The 16,170-nt window shown below is 71.4% G+C and carries 15 protein-coding genes and 1 pseudogene; 11 read left to right on the forward strand and 5 right to left on the reverse strand.

All coding sequences use genetic code 11. From position 1 onward, the window contains the following. Nucleotides 1–13 precede the first annotated feature (13 nt). The 3 genes from QNA09_RS10575 to QNA09_RS10585 all read right to left on the reverse strand — a co-directional run bounded on the left by QNA09_RS10575 (nucleotide 14) and on the right by QNA09_RS10585 (nucleotide 1,633). Entirely contained in the window at nucleotides 14–571 is a 558-nt protein-coding gene (locus tag QNA09_RS10575; protein ID WP_119699762.1) for a hypothetical protein, read from the reverse strand. 136 nt (nucleotides 572–707) lie between these two features. Then, nucleotides 708–851 (reverse strand): hypothetical protein, encoded by a 144-nt coding sequence (locus QNA09_RS10580; protein ID WP_162919312.1) that lies wholly within the window; start codon nucleotides 849–851, stop codon nucleotides 708–710. A 161-nt stretch (nucleotides 852–1,012) separates the two neighbouring features. After that, the gene (locus tag QNA09_RS10585) at nucleotides 1,013–1,633 is read right to left on the reverse strand and encodes a TetR/AcrR family transcriptional regulator (protein ID WP_119699763.1); all 621 of its coding nucleotides are present in this window, start codon (nucleotides 1,631–1,633) and stop codon (nucleotides 1,013–1,015) included. A gap of 110 nt (nucleotides 1,634–1,743) precedes the next feature. Here QNA09_RS10585 and QNA09_RS10590 point away from each other — a divergent pair, with 110 nt between their 5' ends. Beyond that, nucleotides 1,744–2,628, forward strand: a complete 885-nt coding sequence (locus QNA09_RS10590) for a DUF2236 domain-containing protein (protein ID WP_244213246.1) — start codon at nucleotides 1,744–1,746, stop codon at nucleotides 2,626–2,628. A gap of 21 nt (nucleotides 2,629–2,649) precedes the next feature. Here the strand turns inward: QNA09_RS10590 and QNA09_RS10595 are convergent, their stop codons facing one another. Both QNA09_RS10595 and QNA09_RS10600 read right to left on the reverse strand, forming a co-directional pair. Further along, on the reverse strand, nucleotides 2,650–3,870 hold the full coding sequence (locus QNA09_RS10595; protein WP_119699764.1) for a patatin-like phospholipase family protein: 1,221 nt from the start codon (nucleotides 3,868–3,870) through the stop codon (nucleotides 2,650–2,652). A gap of 78 nt (nucleotides 3,871–3,948) precedes the next feature. Further along, nucleotides 3,949–4,509 carry a B-4DMT family transporter gene (locus tag QNA09_RS10600; RefSeq protein ID WP_119699765.1) on the reverse strand — a complete coding sequence of 187 codons (561 nt, stop codon included), beginning with the start codon at nucleotides 4,507–4,509 and terminating at the stop codon, nucleotides 3,949–3,951. Nucleotides 4,510–4,610: 101 nt separating this feature from the next. On the opposite strand from QNA09_RS10600, the gene QNA09_RS10605 reads away from it, so the two are divergent. The 10 genes and pseudogenes from QNA09_RS10605 (at nucleotide 4,611) to pyrF (ending at nucleotide 15,854) form a co-directional block, all read left to right on the forward strand. Continuing rightward, nucleotides 4,611–5,705: a Xaa-Pro peptidase family protein gene (locus QNA09_RS10605; RefSeq protein WP_010595135.1), complete on the forward strand. Its 1,095-nt coding sequence runs from the start codon at nucleotides 4,611–4,613 to the stop codon at nucleotides 5,703–5,705. A 35-nt stretch (nucleotides 5,706–5,740) separates the two neighbouring features. Then, the gene (gene efp / locus QNA09_RS10610) at nucleotides 5,741–6,304 is read left to right on the forward strand and encodes an elongation factor P (protein ID WP_010595134.1); all 564 of its coding nucleotides are present in this window, start codon (nucleotides 5,741–5,743) and stop codon (nucleotides 6,302–6,304) included. Beyond that, a pseudogene (gene nusB, locus QNA09_RS10615) lies at nucleotides 6,305–6,781 on the forward strand (transcription antitermination factor NusB); the annotation flags it as partial. 152 nt (nucleotides 6,782–6,933) lie between these two features. Beyond that, nucleotides 6,934–7,533: a bifunctional pyr operon transcriptional regulator/uracil phosphoribosyltransferase PyrR gene (gene pyrR / locus QNA09_RS10620; protein WP_010595132.1), complete on the forward strand. Its 600-nt coding sequence runs from the start codon at nucleotides 6,934–6,936 to the stop codon at nucleotides 7,531–7,533. After that, nucleotides 7,530–8,474 (forward strand): aspartate carbamoyltransferase catalytic subunit, encoded by a 945-nt coding sequence (locus QNA09_RS10625; RefSeq protein ID WP_010595131.1) that lies wholly within the window; start codon nucleotides 7,530–7,532, stop codon nucleotides 8,472–8,474. The genes pyrR and QNA09_RS10625 overlap by 4 nt, the downstream gene beginning before the upstream one ends. A 65-nt stretch (nucleotides 8,475–8,539) precedes the next feature. Beyond that, nucleotides 8,540–9,859, forward strand: a complete 1,320-nt coding sequence (locus QNA09_RS10630) for a dihydroorotase (RefSeq protein ID WP_010595130.1) — start codon at nucleotides 8,540–8,542, stop codon at nucleotides 9,857–9,859. Then, entirely contained in the window at nucleotides 9,859–10,365 is a 507-nt protein-coding gene (locus QNA09_RS10635) for a hypothetical protein (protein ID WP_017682104.1), read from the forward strand. The genes QNA09_RS10630 and QNA09_RS10635 overlap by 1 nt, the downstream gene beginning before the upstream one ends. Before the next feature lie 96 nt (nucleotides 10,366–10,461). After that, a complete protein-coding gene (carA, locus tag QNA09_RS10640; RefSeq protein ID WP_010595128.1) occupies nucleotides 10,462–11,625 on the forward strand; it encodes a glutamine-hydrolyzing carbamoyl-phosphate synthase small subunit in 1,164 nt (387 codons plus the stop codon). Beyond that, the gene (carB, locus tag QNA09_RS10645) at nucleotides 11,626–15,033 is read left to right on the forward strand and encodes a carbamoyl-phosphate synthase large subunit (RefSeq protein ID WP_017682102.1); all 3,408 of its coding nucleotides are present in this window, start codon (nucleotides 11,626–11,628) and stop codon (nucleotides 15,031–15,033) included. It begins immediately after the preceding gene. Continuing rightward, a complete protein-coding gene (pyrF, locus tag QNA09_RS10650) occupies nucleotides 15,030–15,854 on the forward strand; it encodes an orotidine-5'-phosphate decarboxylase (RefSeq protein WP_010595126.1) in 825 nt (274 codons plus the stop codon). Before carB ends, pyrF begins: the two co-directional genes overlap by 4 nt. The last annotated feature ends 316 nt before the right edge of the window (nucleotides 15,855–16,170 follow it).

The raw sequence follows: 16,170 nt of genomic DNA on the forward strand, positions 1-16,170 counted from the left end.
GGCCCCGGCCGGGCTACTCGGCGCCGTGCACGACCTGCAGGCCGGGACGGGTCGCCCGCGCCGACGGAGGTGCCCCGCGGCGGGCCCGTTCGTCCCGGTCCGGGCGGGCGATCCGGTGGGCCTGCAGATAGGCCACGCCGACCCGGGAGTACCAGGCGGCGGTCCAGGACGGGATCCCGCCCAGCATCGACAGGGCGAACCCGTGGTGGCGCTCGACGAAGTCGACGGTCACCGCATACAGATCCACCCCCGGGCACTTCCTGGCCGCCGCCTCGAGATCGAGATCGTCGGGCCACCAGTTCGCCGGCAGGACGGGGTCGGCCGCCTCCCTGGCCCCCGGGTGACGGAGACCGAGCACCCGTCCGCCCACCGCCACCGCGGCACTGCACGTTCCTTTCGCGAGCCCCCGCGTCGTAGACCAGAGCCCGCCTGGGCGCGTCAGCGGCAGTATCGCCCCGAGCAGTCGCCCCAGCTGTGGCTCGCCGCCGGTCCGCGAGGCGAAGGCTCCGGCCTCCTCCGAGCCGTTCGGGGCCGTCTTCCGGTCGGGACGTATCGGAGCGCGCTCTCCCATGCTTTCCCACCTTAAATGCACTGGGCGCCAGAGTGATTGGTTTTCGCCGATCGCACGGATGGGGGAGCGGCGGCCGCTGCGCCCGATGTCCCGGTGCGCGCTCGGTCGTCGGCGCGGGCGGTGCCGCGGGCCGGACTCATCCGGCGTCGACGCTCCGGTGGGCCAGTTCCTCGCGCGCGGCGGTCTCGACGGCGACCGGAAGTGTCAGGGTGCGGCCCAGTTCGAAGTCGGCCACGAATTCGGCGAGCAGGTCGGTCGGCCATCGATCGAATTCGGCCATCGCAATCCCCCCTCGGTGCGTGCGATCGAGGTGACCGGCGTGCCCCTGCCGGTCCCCGGTTCTCGATCCCGACAGTTCACATTTACACCACCGGCACGTCCCGTGACACTGCTTCCGGCCGAATCGGTCCGTTCCGCCCGGCGAGTCCGGTTCCGTCCGACCTACCCGTCCTCCGAGGGAGTGACGGCACGCCGGACGAGCAGGGCGCAGTGCTCGACGAGCGCGTCTCGCTCGACGTCGATCTGCCCGTCGATCCACGCGACGATCAGCGCCCCGATGCCCAGGCCCAGGACGGCGCCGGTGATCAGCCGGGTCTCGGCGTCCGGCTCCGGCGCGGTGACGTCCACGAGCAGGGCGCCGAGTAGGGCGGGCGCTGCATGCAGACCCTGCTGCGACAGGACCGGCTCGGTCATGGCCTCGCGGACCAGCACCCGGCCGCGACGGCGGTCGGCGGCGAAGAAGTCGATCGCTCCGGAGACGAAGGCGCGGGCCCGCGCGGCGACCTCTGCCGGGGCGGACGCCACGACATCTTGCATGTGACGCACGAGACCGTCCGCCGTCGTCGCGAAGACCGCGGCGACCAGGTCGTCGCGCGAGGGAAAACTCTCGTAGAAGTAGCGCTCGCTGACCCCGGCGGCGCGGCACAGGGCGCGGACGGTGACCGCGCGGCCTCCGCCGGTGCCGAGCAGTTCGGTGCCCGCCGCAAGGATCCGGGTGCGGCGCTGCGCGCGCCGGTCGTCGGCGCTGACGCCGTGCCAGCTGCGGCTCGGGGGTGTGCGCATGGATCCCATCCTGCCGGACCGGGCGGCCGGAACGGGAAAGGCCGTTGACCACCCCGTAGTGGACAACATATGTTGTCCACTACGGGGTCCGGGAGAGCAACGGAGGACGAATGAAGAATGTGACGATCGGACGGCAGGTCCGACGGGAGATCGAGCGGCTCGATCCGGTCCGCGACGATCGCGCCGTCGCGCGGCTCTCGCTCGAGGTCCTGCACGGGAACGCGATGCTCGTGAACGCACTGTTCACGGTGTCGTTCATCCGGCAGGTGGCCGTGCCCACTGTCGCAAAGGTCCTGCACCGCCGCGGCCGCGGCGACATCGTCGTCGACACGGCGAAGCGCAACGACGACACCATGGTGTTCTTCGGCAAGTTCCTCGAACTCGGCTACGACACCGCCGAGGGCCTCGCATGGATCGAGCGACTCAACGAGATCCACGGGCACTTCCCGATCCGCAACGAGGACTCGCTCTACACCCTCGCGACGCTCGCGCTCGAACCGCAGCGCATCGCCGCGCTCGTCGGGTCCCGGCCGTTCTCCGAGACGGAACTCGAAGCACAGTGGCGCTTCTGGAGCGGCGTGGCAGCCGCCCAGCGGATCACGGACATTCCCGAGTCCCGCGACGAGCTCATCCGCTGGACGGCCGCCTTCGAGACCGCGCAGTATGCGCGCACCGACGACGGGCTCGCCGTGACCCGTCGACTCGTCGCCGACTTCGCGGACCGTTGGTTTCCCGGACCGTTGCGAGCGCTCGCGCCGGAGGTGCTGTCGACGTTCTGCGACGACCACCTGCGCCGCGTGCAGAACCTGCCCGAACCGCGGCCCGCTCTCGCCTACCTCGCGCGATCCGCGGTGCGCACCTACTTCGCTGCCACCACGCTGCGCCCGGTACGGCGCGACCGCAGTTTCGTGGAGACCTTCGGGACGGCGCGGTACGGAGCCCGTGACCGGGACGCGGTGGGATATCGGCGCCCGGACCCGGCGCGACGGCGCTGACCGCCCGGATCGGGGCGGGAATCAGGCCCGGAGCTCGGCGGCAGCCTGTGCGGAGCTCGGTTCGGCGCCGTGTTCGCGGCCCAGTTCGGCGATCGCGCTCGTGAATTCGGGGTCGAACAGCAGGAAGCTGAGCAGGTCGCCGCGATCCTCTTCGTCGCCCCCGATCAATCGTGCGACGACGGACGGCGCGGGATTGCGCACGAACTGGCGCACGAGGGACTGGTTGCGCACCACGGCGTGGGCGATCTCGGCGATCCGTCCCGCATCCTCCAGCGGCGGGCCGGCGAAGTCGATGCCGATCGGGCGGTCGGTGGGGGCCACCGCCCGGGTCTCCGCGATCCGCGCGTTGCGGAATTCGAGCTGATGCAGATCCTCGATCATCCGGTAGCCGAGCATGGCTCGCAATGCGAGGGCCGCGACGCCCGCGACGTCCGGGGCGGGCCGCCGGTGCCGGTTCGGGCGGGGCACCACCGGGGGCGGCCAGACCCGCGGCTGCGTCGCCACCACCCCGACGTGTCCCGCGCCGAGCAGAAGCGCGGGCTTGATAGGGGTGTTGAGGAGCAGTCCGCCGTCGATGTACCACCCGGTGCGCTGCGGCGCGCACGGGTCGGTGATGTGGACGGGCCGGAACAGGATCGGCACCGCGGAGGACGCCAGCAGGTGGTCGACGGTCAAGGTGGTCTCGACGTAGCTGATGTTGCGGCGGAGGTCGTACTCGGGCAGCCGCACCGAGTCGTTCTTCTCGACGAACACCACCGTGCCGCCCGAATCGACGGACGTCGTGGCCACGGCGACCGCATCCACGAGTCCGGCACGGATGTTCTCGTGCAGCCGGTCCCACGGGAGGAGACGCTGCAGGGTGTGCCGGATCGGGCTCGTGTCCAGCAGGCTGACCAGACGAGTGAGCGGGAAGCCCAGGGCCTGCCCGACGAAGGCGGCGCCCGTTCCCAGAATGCTGTGCACCGTCGAGTACACGTCCGACGAGTCCACACCGGTCCACAGGTCCACCAGCCGCTCCGAAGCCGCGGGGAACCCCTCGTCGGCGAAGGCGGCGAGTCCCACCACGTTGATCGCGCCGGCGCTGGTGCCGACGAGAAGCTCGAGCGGGCCGTTGTGTGCGGTCATTCGTGGTAGCAGCGTGGTGATCGCCCCGGCCTGATACGCGCCGCGCGCACCCGCGCCCGCGACGACCAGCGCCGACCGCCGGCGTCCGTGGGTGCCGCTCGTCCCGCGTCCGGCCATGGGCCGAACGGTACCTGCCCGCTCCGGGCCGCGGACCCGATTCCGTCACCGTTGCGGACCGCGGCCGGCGGGCAGGCATCAGGGGCGGCGGTCCGGATCGATCCGCTCGAACACCTCGGTGGGCGCGTCGTCGTCACGCCACTCCCGGTCCGGGGCCGCGGACGCTGGGACCGGTGCCTGCCTGTCGTCCGGCTTTCCCGGCGCCGCAGACTTGCGCTGGTCCCGGCGTACCAGCAGCCGCCCGAGCATCACCGCGGCCGTCGCGGGGACGAACACCAGCAGCACGGTGAACGCCGCGCCCGAGGTCAGTTCGAAGAGCAGCGACTTGACCCCGACCTGGATCGGGCTGACCGTGTCGATCAGCCACGTCAGCAGGCCGGCGAGGAGACCGGTGACCGCCGCGGCCTTCAGCCACAGCATCGTCAGGTCCGCCCCGTCCTCCGACTGCGGGTGCGCCCGCTGATCGCGGATCCCGTCGAGCCCGGCCCACACGATCGCGGCGAGCACGACGACGGCCAACGCGACCATCCGCAGCATCGAGCCTTGCAGCGGCCATTGCACCAGGGCGACCCCCAGCAGGACCCGTACCAGCACGTGCACGAGGGTCAGGCCGAGCCCGCGAAGCAACCAGGGTTTCATGTACCTCAGAGTAACGTCTGGATCGGCGCGGATGTGTCCCGCCCCACATTCGTGACCGTCGACGGCCGTCCCGGCTGTCGGCGCGGGAGTACGTTGACCCCATGTCCGCCGATCACTCCGCCCGCCGCGCCGCGCTGCGCCGGTTGCTCGCCGACCGCGACCTCGATGCGCTCCTGGTGACCGACCTGCTCAACATCCGCTACCTCACCGGATTCACCGGCTCGAACGCCGCGCTGCTCGTCACCACCGACGACGACCTCGACGAGTCCCGCACCGTCGTGTGCACCGACGGCCGCTACCTCACCCAGGTCGCCGCGCAGGTGCCCGATCTGCGGGCCGAGATCGCCCGCGCCAGCGCCGATCACCTGGTCCGTTCCGCGGCGACGCCGGCCCGGTGGGGCTTCGAGAGCCATGTCGTCACCGTCGACGCGCACGTGCGCTGGGCCGGGCTGGACAGCCCGCTCACCCTCACCCCCGCGCCCGGGCTGGTCGAGCAGTTGCGCATGGTCAAGGACGAACACGAGGTCGGGCTGCTCGCGGCGGCGTGCGCCGTGGCCGACCGGGCACTGGCCGATCTCGTCGCCGCCGGCGGCCTGCGCCCGGGCCGCACCGAACGGCAGGTCGGCCGCGATCTCGAGGCCCGCATGCTCGACCACGGCGCCGACGGCATCTCCTTCGAGACGATCGTCGCGACCGGGGCGAACTCGGCCGTGCCGCACCACCGGCCCACCGACGCCGTGCTCGCCGCCGGCGACTTCGTCAAGCTCGATTTCGGTGCACAGGTCGGCGGATACCACTCCGACATGACCCGCACCTACGTCCTCGGCCGGGCCGCCGACTGGCAGCGTGACGTGTACGACCTGGTCGCGCGCGCCCAGGCGGCCGGGCGGGCGGCGCTCGTGCCGGGCGTCGACCTGGCCGCCGTGGACGCCGCGTCCCGCGACGTGATCGCCGCCGCCGGCCACGGTGAGCTGTTCCTGCACGGACTCGGCCACGGCGTCGGTCTGGAGATCCACGAAGCACCCGGAATCGGCCAGGCCGCGACCGGTACACTTGCCTGCGGTGCGGCGGTGACCGTCGAACCGGGCGTGTACTTCTCCGGGCGCGGAGGCGTGCGGATCGAGGACACGCTCGTGGTGCGTGAGCAGGGACCGGAGCTGCTCACACTCACCGACAAGACATTGACCGTCGTATAAGGGCGGTACCTCGACTCTAGGAGACGCGAAACCAAGTGGCCGATACCAGCGATTTCAAGAACGGGCTCGTGCTGAAGATCGACGGTCAGCTGTGGCAGATCATCGAGTTCCAGCACGTCAAGCCCGGCAAGGGGCCGGCGTTCGTCCGCACGAAGATCAAGAACGTGCTCTCCGGCAAGACCGTCGACAAGACCTGGAACGCCGGCGTGAAGGTCGAGACGGCCACCGTCGACCGTCGCGACATGACGTACCTGTACCACGACGGCACCGACTACGTCTTCATGGACGGCGAGACCTACGACCAGATCTCGATCAGCGAGGAGACCCTGGGCGGCGGCGCCCGATTCCTCCTCGAGAACATGCAGGTGCAGGTGGCCACCCACGAGGGCACCCCGCTGTTCGTCGAACTGCCCGTCACCGTCGAACTCGAGGTCACCCACACCGATCCCGGCCTGCAGGGCGACCGCTCGACCGGCGGCACCAAGCCCGCGACCCTCGAGACCGGCGCCGAGATCCAGGTGCCCCTGTTCATCAACACCGGTGACAAGCTCAAGGTCGATTCCCGTGACGGCAGCTACCTCGGGCGAGTGAATTCCTGAGTGTCCGGTACGCAGAAGAAACTCGGAGCCCGGCACAAGGCGCGTAAGCGCGCCGTGGATCTGCTGTTCGAGGCCGAGGCCCGCGACATCGATCCGGTCGGTCTCGCCGCCGACCGGATCGCGCTCGCCGTCACCGACGACCAGGTCGCGCAGGTCCCGCCGTACACGCAGACCGTCGTGCGCGGCGTGGCGGAGCGACTCGACGAGCTCGACCAGGTGATCGCCGAGCACCTGCACGACTGGACGCTCGAGCGGCTGCCCGCCGTGGACCGGGCGATCCTGCGCATCTCGGTCTGGGAGCTGTTCCACGCCCCCGACGTGCCGCCGGTGGTGGCCGTCGACGAGGCGGTCGAGCTGGCCAAGCAGCTGTCCACCGACGATTCGCCGGCCTTCGTCAACGGCATCCTCGGTCAGATCGTGGCGCTCGCCGACCAGGTGCGTGCCGCCGCGGCGGCCACCTCGTCGCGCGCCGCCGACCCGGCCGGGCCCGCTCGCCGCTTCGGGGACCCCGGCCTGTGTCGGGCCTCACCCCGCATCCGTGTCTGGCGGGCACCGGCCGCTGCTAGGCTGGAGCACCGTCAGGCATCCTTTAACGATCCGTCCAGCGAGGCGGAGAAGGAGGTCGCAGTATGGCCATGTCCGAAGACGGGTCACCGGCATCCCCGCCCGGTCCGGCCCGCGAATTGCTCTCCGCAGCCGACGTCGGTCGCACCGTCGCCCGCATCGCGCACCAGATCATCGAGAAGACCGCGCTCGACGCCCCCGCGGGTGAAGCCCCCCGCGTCGTCCTCGTCGGCATTCCCACCCGCGGCACCACCCTCGCGCACCGGCTCGCCGAACGCATCGCCGAGTTCTCCGGGGTGCGCGTGCCCGTCGGCTCCCTGGACATCACCCTCTACCGCGACGACCTGCGCACCAAGCCGCACCGGCCGCTCGAGCGCACATCGGTGCCCGAGGGCGGCGTCGAGGACGCCCTCGTCGTCCTCGTCGACGACGTCCTGTTCTCGGGTCGCTCGGTGCGCGCCGCCCTCGACGCCCTGCGCGACCTGGGCCGGCCCCGCGCGGTGCAGCTCGCCGTCCTGGTCGACCGCGGGCACCGCGAACTGCCGCTGCGCGCCGACTACGTCGGCAAGAATGTCCCCACCGCCCGCGCCGAGGACGTGCGGGTCCTGCTCACCGAGCAGGACGACCGCGACGCCGTGGTGATCTCCGGAGGCAAGATTTCGTGAAGCACCTGCTCTCCATCGCGGACCTGACCGAGCAGTCCGCGACCGAGCTTCTCGACGAGGCCGAACGGTTCGAGCAGGCGCTGCTCGGCCGTGAGGTGCGCAAGCTGCCGACCCTGCGCGGCCGCACCGTGATGACGGTGTTCTTCGAGAACTCCACCCGCACCCGGGTCTCGTTCGAGGTCGCCGGCAAGTGGATGAGCGCCGACGTCATCAACGTCAGCGCGTCGAGTTCGTCGGTCGCCAAAGGCGAATCGCTGCGCGACACCGCGCTGACCCTGCACGCCGCCGGCGCCGACGCCCTGATCGTGCGGCACCCCGCGTCGGGCGCCGCGCACCGGATCGCCGAATGGACCGGCGACGGCGACGGCGGGGGACCGGCGGTGATCAACGCCGGCGACGGCACCCACGAACACCCCACGCAGGCTCTGCTCGACGCGCTCACCCTCCGGCAGCGGCTCGGATCGATCGCCGGCCGGCGCATCGCGATCGTGGGCGACATCCTGCACAGCCGGGTCGCGCGCTCCAACGCCCTGCTGCTGTCCACGCTCGGGGCCGAGGTGGTGCTCGTCGCGCCGCGCACGTTGCTGCCGGTGGGCGTCGAGACCTGGCCCGTCACCGTCTCCCATTCCCTCGACGCCGAACTGCCCGGCCTCGACGCGGTGCTCATGCTGCGGGTGCAGGCCGAACGCATGAACGGCGGGTTCTTCCCGTCGGCGCGCGAGTACTCGATCGGCTACGGGTTGTCGGAGAAGCGGCTGGCGATGCTCGCCGAGCACGCCGTGGTGCTGCACCCCGGCCCGATGCTGCGCGGCATGGAGATCGCCTCCGCGGTCGCCGACGCCCCGCAGACCGCGGTGCTGCAGCAGGTGAGCAACGGGGTGCACGTGCGCATGGCCGTGCTGTTCCGGCTGCTCGTCGGCACGGAGAGCGCAATCGCATGACCGACGCGTATGCGGACCGGACGTCCGCGCAGAAGACGAAGAACAGTGGGACAGGAGAAGATTCGGTGTCGCCGCAGGTGCTCATCCGCAACGTGCTCGTCTACGGGGAGGGTGCGCCGACCGACGTGCTGCTCGGCGACGAACAGATCCTCGCCCTCGGCCCCGACCTCGAGGCGAGCCCCGACGCCGAGGTGATCGACGGCGCCGGACGGATCCTGCTGCCCGGCTTCGTCGACCTGCACACGCATCTGCGTGAGCCCGGCCGCGAGGACACCGAGACCATCGACACCGGATCCGCGGCCGCGGCGCTCGGCGGCTACACCGCGGTGTTCGCGATGGCCAACACCGACCCCGTCGCGGACTCCGTCGTCGTCACCGACCACGTGTGGCGACGGGGGCAGGAGGTCGGCCTCGTCGATGTGCACCCCGTGGGTGCCGTCACCGTCGGGCTCGCCGGCACGCAGCTCGCCGAGATGGGCACCATGGCCGCCGGCGTCGGCCGCGTCCGGATGTTCTCCGACGACGGGCACTGCGTCCACGATCCGCTGATCATGCGGCGGGCGCTGGAGTACTCGAGTTCGCTCGGGGTGCTCATCGCCCAGCACGCGGAGGAGCCGCGGCTGACCGCCGGGGCCGTCGCGCACGAGGGGCCCACCGCGGCGCGTCTCGGGCTGGCCGGCTGGCCGCGCGCGGCCGAGGAGTCGATCGTCGCGCGCGACGCCCTGCTCGCCCGGGACGCCGGGGCCCGCGTGCACATCTGCCACGCCTCCACCGCCGGCACCGTCGAACTGGTGAAATGGGCCAAGGCACAAGGGATCCCGATTACCGCCGAGGTGACCCCGCATCATCTGATGCTCGACGATTCGCGGCTCGAGACCTACGACGGCATCAACCGGGTCAACCCGCCGCTGCGCGAGCGTTCCGACGTCGAGGCGCTGCGCCGCGGACTGGCCGAGGGCGTGCTCGACTGCATCGCCACCGACCACGCCCCGCACGCCGAGCAGGACAAGTGTTGCGAGTTCTCGCAGGCCCGGCCCGGCATGCTGGGGCTCGAGACGGCCCTGTCGATCGTCGTCGAGACGATGGTCCGTCCCGGGCTGCTGGACTGGCGCGGCGTCGCGAAGGTGATGAGCGAACGGCCCGCCGAGATCGTCGGCCTCGACGACCAGGGGCGCCCGCTCGAGGTGGGCGAGCCCGCCAACGTGGTGCTCGTCGACCCCGACGCCGAATGGACGGTGCGCGGACCGGAGCTGGCCTCGGTGGCGCACAACACGCCGTACGAGGCGATGACGCTGCCCGGCAAGGTCGTTGCGACCGTGCTGCGCGGCCGCATCACCGCACTCGACGGAGCGGTCCGGCCCGGCACCGGAAGCGGGGTGCGGTGATGGACCGCCTGTGGCTCACGCTCGGCTTCGTCGCCCTGTGGGTGGTGCTGGTCCTGCTGATGTGGAAGGGCTGGCGCGGCCGCGGCCGCCGCCAGGCCGAGGCCGTCGGTGCCCTCCCGCCGGTGCCGGCCGAGCTGGGGGAGCAGCTGGTGGCCCCGAGCACCGGCCTGTACGTGGGCAGTACCCTCGCGCCGAGCTGGCAGGACCGGATCGCCGTCGGCGACCTGGGCCACCGCGCGGCCGGCGAGATCAGCCGCTACCGCGCCGGGGTGCTGCTCGAACGGGACGGCGCCTCGCCGATCTGGATCCCGCAGGACTCGATCCGAGCGGTGCGCACCGAACGTGGCCTCGCGGGAAAGGTGATGACCAAGGACGGGGTGCTGGTGATCCGCTGGCAGCTGCCGTCCGGCACCGAGATCGACACCGGATTCCGCGGCGACGACAAGACCATCTACCCCCAGTGGGTGCAGGAGACGAACGAGAATCACCGGGACAGTGACAGCTAGGACGACAGCCTGGACGGCTGGTACAGCGACGACGGCACGCGAGATTTCGGCTGATGCGGCGAGCTCCGGTGAGGTCGAGCAGAACGGAGAGAACGCATGAGCGGCAACAACTTCGACACGGACACCGCGATACTGGTGCTCGAGGACGGTCGCACGTTCCGCGGCACCGTCTTCGGTGCGGTGGGCCAGACCCTCGGCGAGGCGGTGTTCAGCACCGGCATGACCGGCTACCAGGAGACCCTCACCGACCCCAGCTACCACCGGCAGATCGTGGTGTCCACGGCCCCGCAGATCGGCAACACCGGGTGGAACGCCGAGGACAACGAGTCCGTCGGCCCCACCGGTGACCCCGCCGGCGCGAAGATCTGGGTCGCCGGGTACGTCGTGCGCGACCCGTCGCGCCGCACCTCGAGCTGGCGCGCGGCCGGCTCCCTGCAGGACGAACTCGAGCGGCAGAACATCGTCGGCATCGCCGGGATCGACACCCGCGCCCTGGTGCGGCATCTGCGCACCCGCGGCTCGATGCGGGCGGGTGTCTTCTCCGGCGACGCCCTCGCCGACGACGCCGAGCTGCTCGACCGGGTCCGGAGCCAGCCGTCGATGCTCGGCGCCGACCTCGCCGGCGAGGTCACCACCACCAGCGGCTACGTCGTCGAGCCCGACGGCGAGGCCCGCTTCACCGTCGCCGCGATCGACCTCGGTATCAAGACCAACACCCCGCGGATGTTCGCCGAGCGCGGCATGCGCGTGCACGTGCTGCCCTCCACCGCGACGCTGCACGACATCCTGGACCTGAAGGCCGACGGCGTCTTCCTCTCGAACGGTCCCGGGGACCCGGCCACCGCGGACGGCGCGGTGCACCTGACCAAGGAAGTGCTCGGGCAGGGACTGCCACTGTTCGGCATCTGCTTCGGCAACCAGATCCTCGGCCGCGCCCTCGGTCTGGGCACCTACAAGATGAAGTTCGGGCACCGCGGCATCAACATCCCGGTCATCGAACACGAGACCGGGCGGATCGCGATCACCGCCCAGAACCACGGCTTCGCGCTCGAGGGCGAGGCGGGCCAGGAGTTCGACACCCCGTTCGGCCGGGCCGTGATCAGCCACACCTGCGCCAACGACGGCGCCGTCGAGGGCGTGCGCCTGCTCGACGGGTCCGCCTTCTCCGTGCAGTACCACCCCGAGGCGGCGGCCGGCCCGCACGACGCCTCCTACCTGTTCGACCGGTTCACCAGCATGCTCGAGGGAGAGAAGAACTAGATGCCACGCCGTACCGACCTCTCCCACATCCTCGTCATCGGCTCCGGCCCGATCGTCATCGGCCAGGCCTGCGAGTTCGACTACTCCGGCACCCAGGCGTGCCGCGTGCTGCGCGAGGAAGGCCTGCGGGTCTCCCTCGTCAACTCCAACCCGGCCACGATCATGACCGACCCGGAGTTCGCCGACTCCACCTACGTCGAGCCCATCACCGCCGAGTTCGTCGAGAAGGTCATCGCCGCCGAGCAGGCGAAGGGCACCCCGATCGACGCGGTGCTCGCCACCCTCGGCGGGCAGACCGCGCTCAACACCGCCGTCGCCCTGCACGAGCAGGGCATCCTCGCCAAGTACGACGTCGAGCTGATCGGCGCCGACTTCGACGCCATCCAGCGCGGCGAGGACCGGCAGAAGTTCAAGGACATCGTCGCCAAGTGCGGCGGCGAGTCCGCGCGCTCGCGGGTCTGCTACACGATGGACGAGGTGCGCGACACCGTTGCCGAGCTCGGCTACCCCGTCGTGGTGCGCCCGTCGTTCACCATGGGCGGCCTCGGCTCCGGCATGGCCTACGACGAGGCCGACCTCGAGCGCATCGCCGGCGGCGGCCTCGCCGCGTCGCCCACCGCGAACGTGCTCATCGAGGAGTCCATCCTCGGCTGGAAGGAGTACGAGCTCGAGCTCATGCGCGACGGCCGCGACAACGTCGTGATCGTCTGCTCCATCGAGAACGTCGACCCGGTGGGCGTGCACACCGGCGACTCGGTCACCGTCGCCCCCGCCATGACCCTGACCGACCGCGAATACCAGAAGATGCGCGACCTGTCGATCGCGATCCTGCGCGAGGTCGGCGTCGACACCGGCGGCTGCAACATCCAGTTCGCGATGGACCCGCGCGACGGTCGTCTCGTGGTGATCGAGATGAACCCGCGGGTGTCGCGGTCGTCCGCGCTGGCCTCGAAGGCCACCGGCTACCCGATCGCGAAGATGGCCGCCAAGCTCGCCATCGGCTACACCCTCGACGAGATCGTCAACGACATCACCAAGGAGACGCCGGCCTGCTTCGAGCCGACGCTCGACTACGTCGTCGTCAAGGCTCCGCGCTTCGCGTTCGAGAAGTTCCCCGGCGCCGACGGCACCCTCACCACCACCATGAAGTCGGTCGGCGAGGCCATGTCGATCGGCCGCAACTTCACCGAGGCCTTCGGCAAGGTCCTGCGGTCCCTCGAAACCAAGCGTTCCGGGTTCTGGACCGGCCCCGAGGTCGAGGCGGCCGATCTCGGCACCCTCCTCGGCGAGCTCGAGGTCCCGCACGACGGCCGCTTCTACGGCATCGCCAAGGCCTTCGAGCTCGGCGCCACCGTCGAGCAGCTGTTCGACGCCACCAAGATCGACCCGTGGTTCCTCGATCAGATCCAGCAGATCGTCGAGCTGGGGGAGACGGTGCGCGCCGCCGAGACGTTCGGGGAGCGGGAACTGCGCTTTTCCAAGCACCACGGCTTCTCCGACCGGCAGATCGCGGCGCTGCGCCCCGAACTCGGCGACGAGGACGCGGTGCGGGCCCTGCGCGAGCAGCTCGGCGTGCATCCGGTGTACAAGACCGTCGACACCTGCGCCGCCGAGTTCGAGGCCAAGACCCCGTACCACTACTCGACGTACGAACTCGACCCGGACGCCGAGACCGAGGTCGCCGAGCAGCGCGAGCGGCCGAAGGTGCTCATCCTCGGCTCGGGCCCCAACCGCATCGGTCAGGGCATCGAGTTCGACTACTCGTGCGTGCACGCCGCCCTGACCCTGTCGCAGGCCGGCTACGAAACCGTCATGGTCAACTGCAACCCCGAGACGGTCTCGACCGACTACGACACCGCCGACCGTCTCTACTTCGAGCCGCTCACCTTCGAGGACGTCTTCGAGGTGTACCGGGCCGAGTCGCAGTCCGGCACCGTCGCCGGGGTCATCGTCCAGCTCGGCGGCCAGACCCCGCTCGGGCTCGCGCGACGGTTGAAGGCCGCCGGGGTGCCGATCGTGGGCACCAGCCCCGAGGCCATCGACCTGGCCGAGGACCGCGGCGAGTTCGGCCGGGTGCTCACCGAGGCGGGCCTGCCGGCCCCGAAGTTCGGCACCGCCACCACCTTCGAGGGCGCCCGCGACATCGCCGCCGGCATCGGCTATCCGGTGCTGGTCCGTCCGTCCTACGTCCTCGGCGGGCGCGGCATGGAGATCGTCTACGACGAGAACGCGCTCGAGAGCTACATCTCCCGCGCCACCGAGATCTCCGAGGACCGGCCCGTGCTGGTCGACCGCTTCCTCGACGATGCGGTCGAGATCGACGTCGACGCCCTGTGCGACGGCACCGACGTCTACATCGGCGGCATCATGGAGCACATCGAGGAGGCCGGCATCCACTCCGGCGACTCGTCGTGCGCGCTGCCGCCGATCACCCTCGGGCGGTCCGACCTCGAGAACGTGCGCCGCTCCACCGAGGCCCTCGCGCACGGTATCGGCGTCAAGGGCCTGCTCAACGTGCAGTACGCCCTCAAGGACGACGTCCTCTACGTGCTCGAGGCCAACCCGCGTGCCTCCCGCACCGTGCCGTTCGTCTCGAAGGCCACCGCCGTGCAGCTCGCCAAGGCCTGCGCGCGGGTCATGATGGGCGAGAGCATCGCCGACCTGCGCGCCGAGGGCATCCTGCCCGCCCACGGCGACGGCGGGCACGCCCCGGTCGACGCCCCGGTCGCGGTGAAGGAGGCGGTGCTGCCGTTCAACCGGTTCCGCCGCGCCGACGGCACCGGCATCGACTCGCTGCTCAGCCCGGAGATGAAGTCCACCGGCGAGGTCATGGGCATCGACGACGACTTCGGCACCGCGTTCGCCAAGAGCCAGACCGCCGCCTACGGTTCGCTGCCCACCTCCGGCTCTGTGTTCGTCTCGGTCGCCAACAAGGACAAGCGGTCGCTGATCTTCCCCGTCAAGCGGCTCGCCGACCTCGGCTTCCGGGTGCTCGCCACCATCGGCACCGCGGAGGTGCTGCGCCGCAACGGCATCCCGTGCGAGCACGTGTACAAGGTGTCGGAGGAGGAACGGCCCGAGGGGGCCCACACCATCGTCGAGAAGATCCGCGCCGGTGAGGTCGACATGGTGATCAACACCCCGTGGGGCAACTCCGGGCCGCGCATCGACGGCTACGAGATCCGCACCGCGGCCGTCGCCGCGAACATCCCGTGCATCACGACCGTGCAGGGTGCCTCCGCGGCCGTGCAGGGCATCGAGGCCGCCATCCGTGGCGACATCGGGGTCCGTTCCCTGCAGGAGATGCACGCCGGGCTCCGGGAGGACCAGGGCAGCCTCCGCGAGGACGCCGGGGCGTCCGGCGGCGTCGGAGGGCTGCGCGACGGACTCGCGGACACGGCGTCGTGACGACGTTCGGGCAGCGTCTGCACGCGGCCCTCGCCGAGCGCGGGCCGCTGTGTGTGGGCATCGACCCCCACCCGGAACTGCTCGCGGCGTGGGGGCTGCCGGTCGACGTCGCGGGCCTCGAGCGGTTCGCCGGGACGTGTGTCGACGCGTTCGCCGGGCGGGTGGCCCTCGTCAAGCCGCAGGTCGCGTTCTTCGAGGCGTTCGGTGCCGCGGGCATCGCGGTGCTCGAGCGCACCGTGACGGCCCTGCGCGGCGCCGGCACCCTCGTCCTTGCGGACGCCAAGCGCGGCGACATCGGCTCGACGATGGACGCGTACGCCCGCACGTGGCTGACCGATGCGTCCCCGCTGGGCTCCGACGCGGTCACCGTCTCGCCGTACCTGGGGTTCGGCGCGCTCGAGCCCGCGCTGCGCCTCGCCGTCGACGGGCGCGGGGTGTTCGTCCTCGCCGCCACCTCCAACCCCGAGGGCGCCCAGGTGCAGCAGGCGCGCACCGCCGACGGGCGCAGCGTCGCGCAGGTGATGGTCGACGAGGCCGCGGCCCGCAACGCCGGCGCCGACACGCTCGGCTCCGTCGGCGTCGTCGTGGGCGCGACCCTCACCCGGGCACCGGACCTGAGCGCGCTGCACGGCCCGATCCTGATGCCCGGGGTGGGCGCCCAGGGCGGCACCGCGGAGGACGTGCGCCGGCTGGCGGGCGACCGCCTCGACGCCGTCGTGCCCAACGTCTCCCGCGAGGTGCTGCGGGCGGGCCCGACGCCCGCGGCGCTGCGCGACGCCGTGTCCCGCACCGTGGACGCGTTCGCCTTCCTGCGGGCCTGACGGCCCGGACATCCGGCCCGGATCCGGCTCCCGGCTCCGGGCCGGATGTCCGTTCCGGTGCAGGTGGGAGCCCCCCCGACACGCTCGTGCGCGGAAATTTTTCCGGGCCGTTTCCGGCGTGGACGCGCCGGAAACGGCGCCGGCCCGCAGACCAGCACCCGCGCCGGGCCGAACTGCCATCCACAACGCCGCTACCTGCGGCGATGCCGGGTTCGCCGAGGTGAGGGGCGGTGCCTACGTCCCCGGGCCGGACCTGCCCGCGGGCCACGCTGCGGGCGCACTACCGCACGTGTTTTCGAGCCGAAACGCCGGGGGG

The organism is Rhodococcus sp. AH-ZY2 (genome assembly GCF_030916465.1).
Taxonomy (GTDB): Bacteria; Actinomycetota; Actinomycetes; order Mycobacteriales; family Mycobacteriaceae; genus Rhodococcus; species Rhodococcus ruber.

Excerpts from the sequence above, each read along its gene's own strand:
- QNA09_RS10575 (WP_119699762.1), bottom strand. The coding sequence starts at position 571 with ATGGGAGAGCGCGCTCCGATACGTCCCGACCGGAAGACGGCCCCGAAC.
- QNA09_RS10580 (WP_162919312.1), bottom strand. The coding sequence starts at position 851 with ATGGCCGAATTCGATCGATGGCCGACCGACCTGCTCGCCGAATTCGTG.
- QNA09_RS10585 (WP_119699763.1), bottom strand. The coding sequence starts at position 1,633 with ATGCGCACACCCCCGAGCCGCAGCTGGCACGGCGTCAGCGCCGACGAC.
- QNA09_RS10590 (WP_244213246.1), top strand. The coding sequence starts at position 1,744 with ATGAAGAATGTGACGATCGGACGGCAGGTCCGACGGGAGATCGAGCGG.
- QNA09_RS10595 (WP_119699764.1), bottom strand. The coding sequence starts at position 3,870 with ATGGCCGGACGCGGGACGAGCGGCACCCACGGACGCCGGCGGTCGGCG.
- QNA09_RS10600 (WP_119699765.1), bottom strand. The coding sequence starts at position 4,509 with ATGAAACCCTGGTTGCTTCGCGGGCTCGGCCTGACCCTCGTGCACGTG.
- QNA09_RS10605 (WP_010595135.1), top strand. The coding sequence starts at position 4,611 with ATGTCCGCCGATCACTCCGCCCGCCGCGCCGCGCTGCGCCGGTTGCTC.
- pyrR (WP_010595132.1), top strand. The coding sequence starts at position 6,934 with ATGGCCATGTCCGAAGACGGGTCACCGGCATCCCCGCCCGGTCCGGCC.
- QNA09_RS10635 (WP_017682104.1), top strand. The coding sequence starts at position 9,859 with ATGGACCGCCTGTGGCTCACGCTCGGCTTCGTCGCCCTGTGGGTGGTG.
- carA (WP_010595128.1), top strand. The coding sequence starts at position 10,462 with ATGAGCGGCAACAACTTCGACACGGACACCGCGATACTGGTGCTCGAG.
- carB (WP_017682102.1), top strand. The coding sequence starts at position 11,626 with ATGCCACGCCGTACCGACCTCTCCCACATCCTCGTCATCGGCTCCGGC.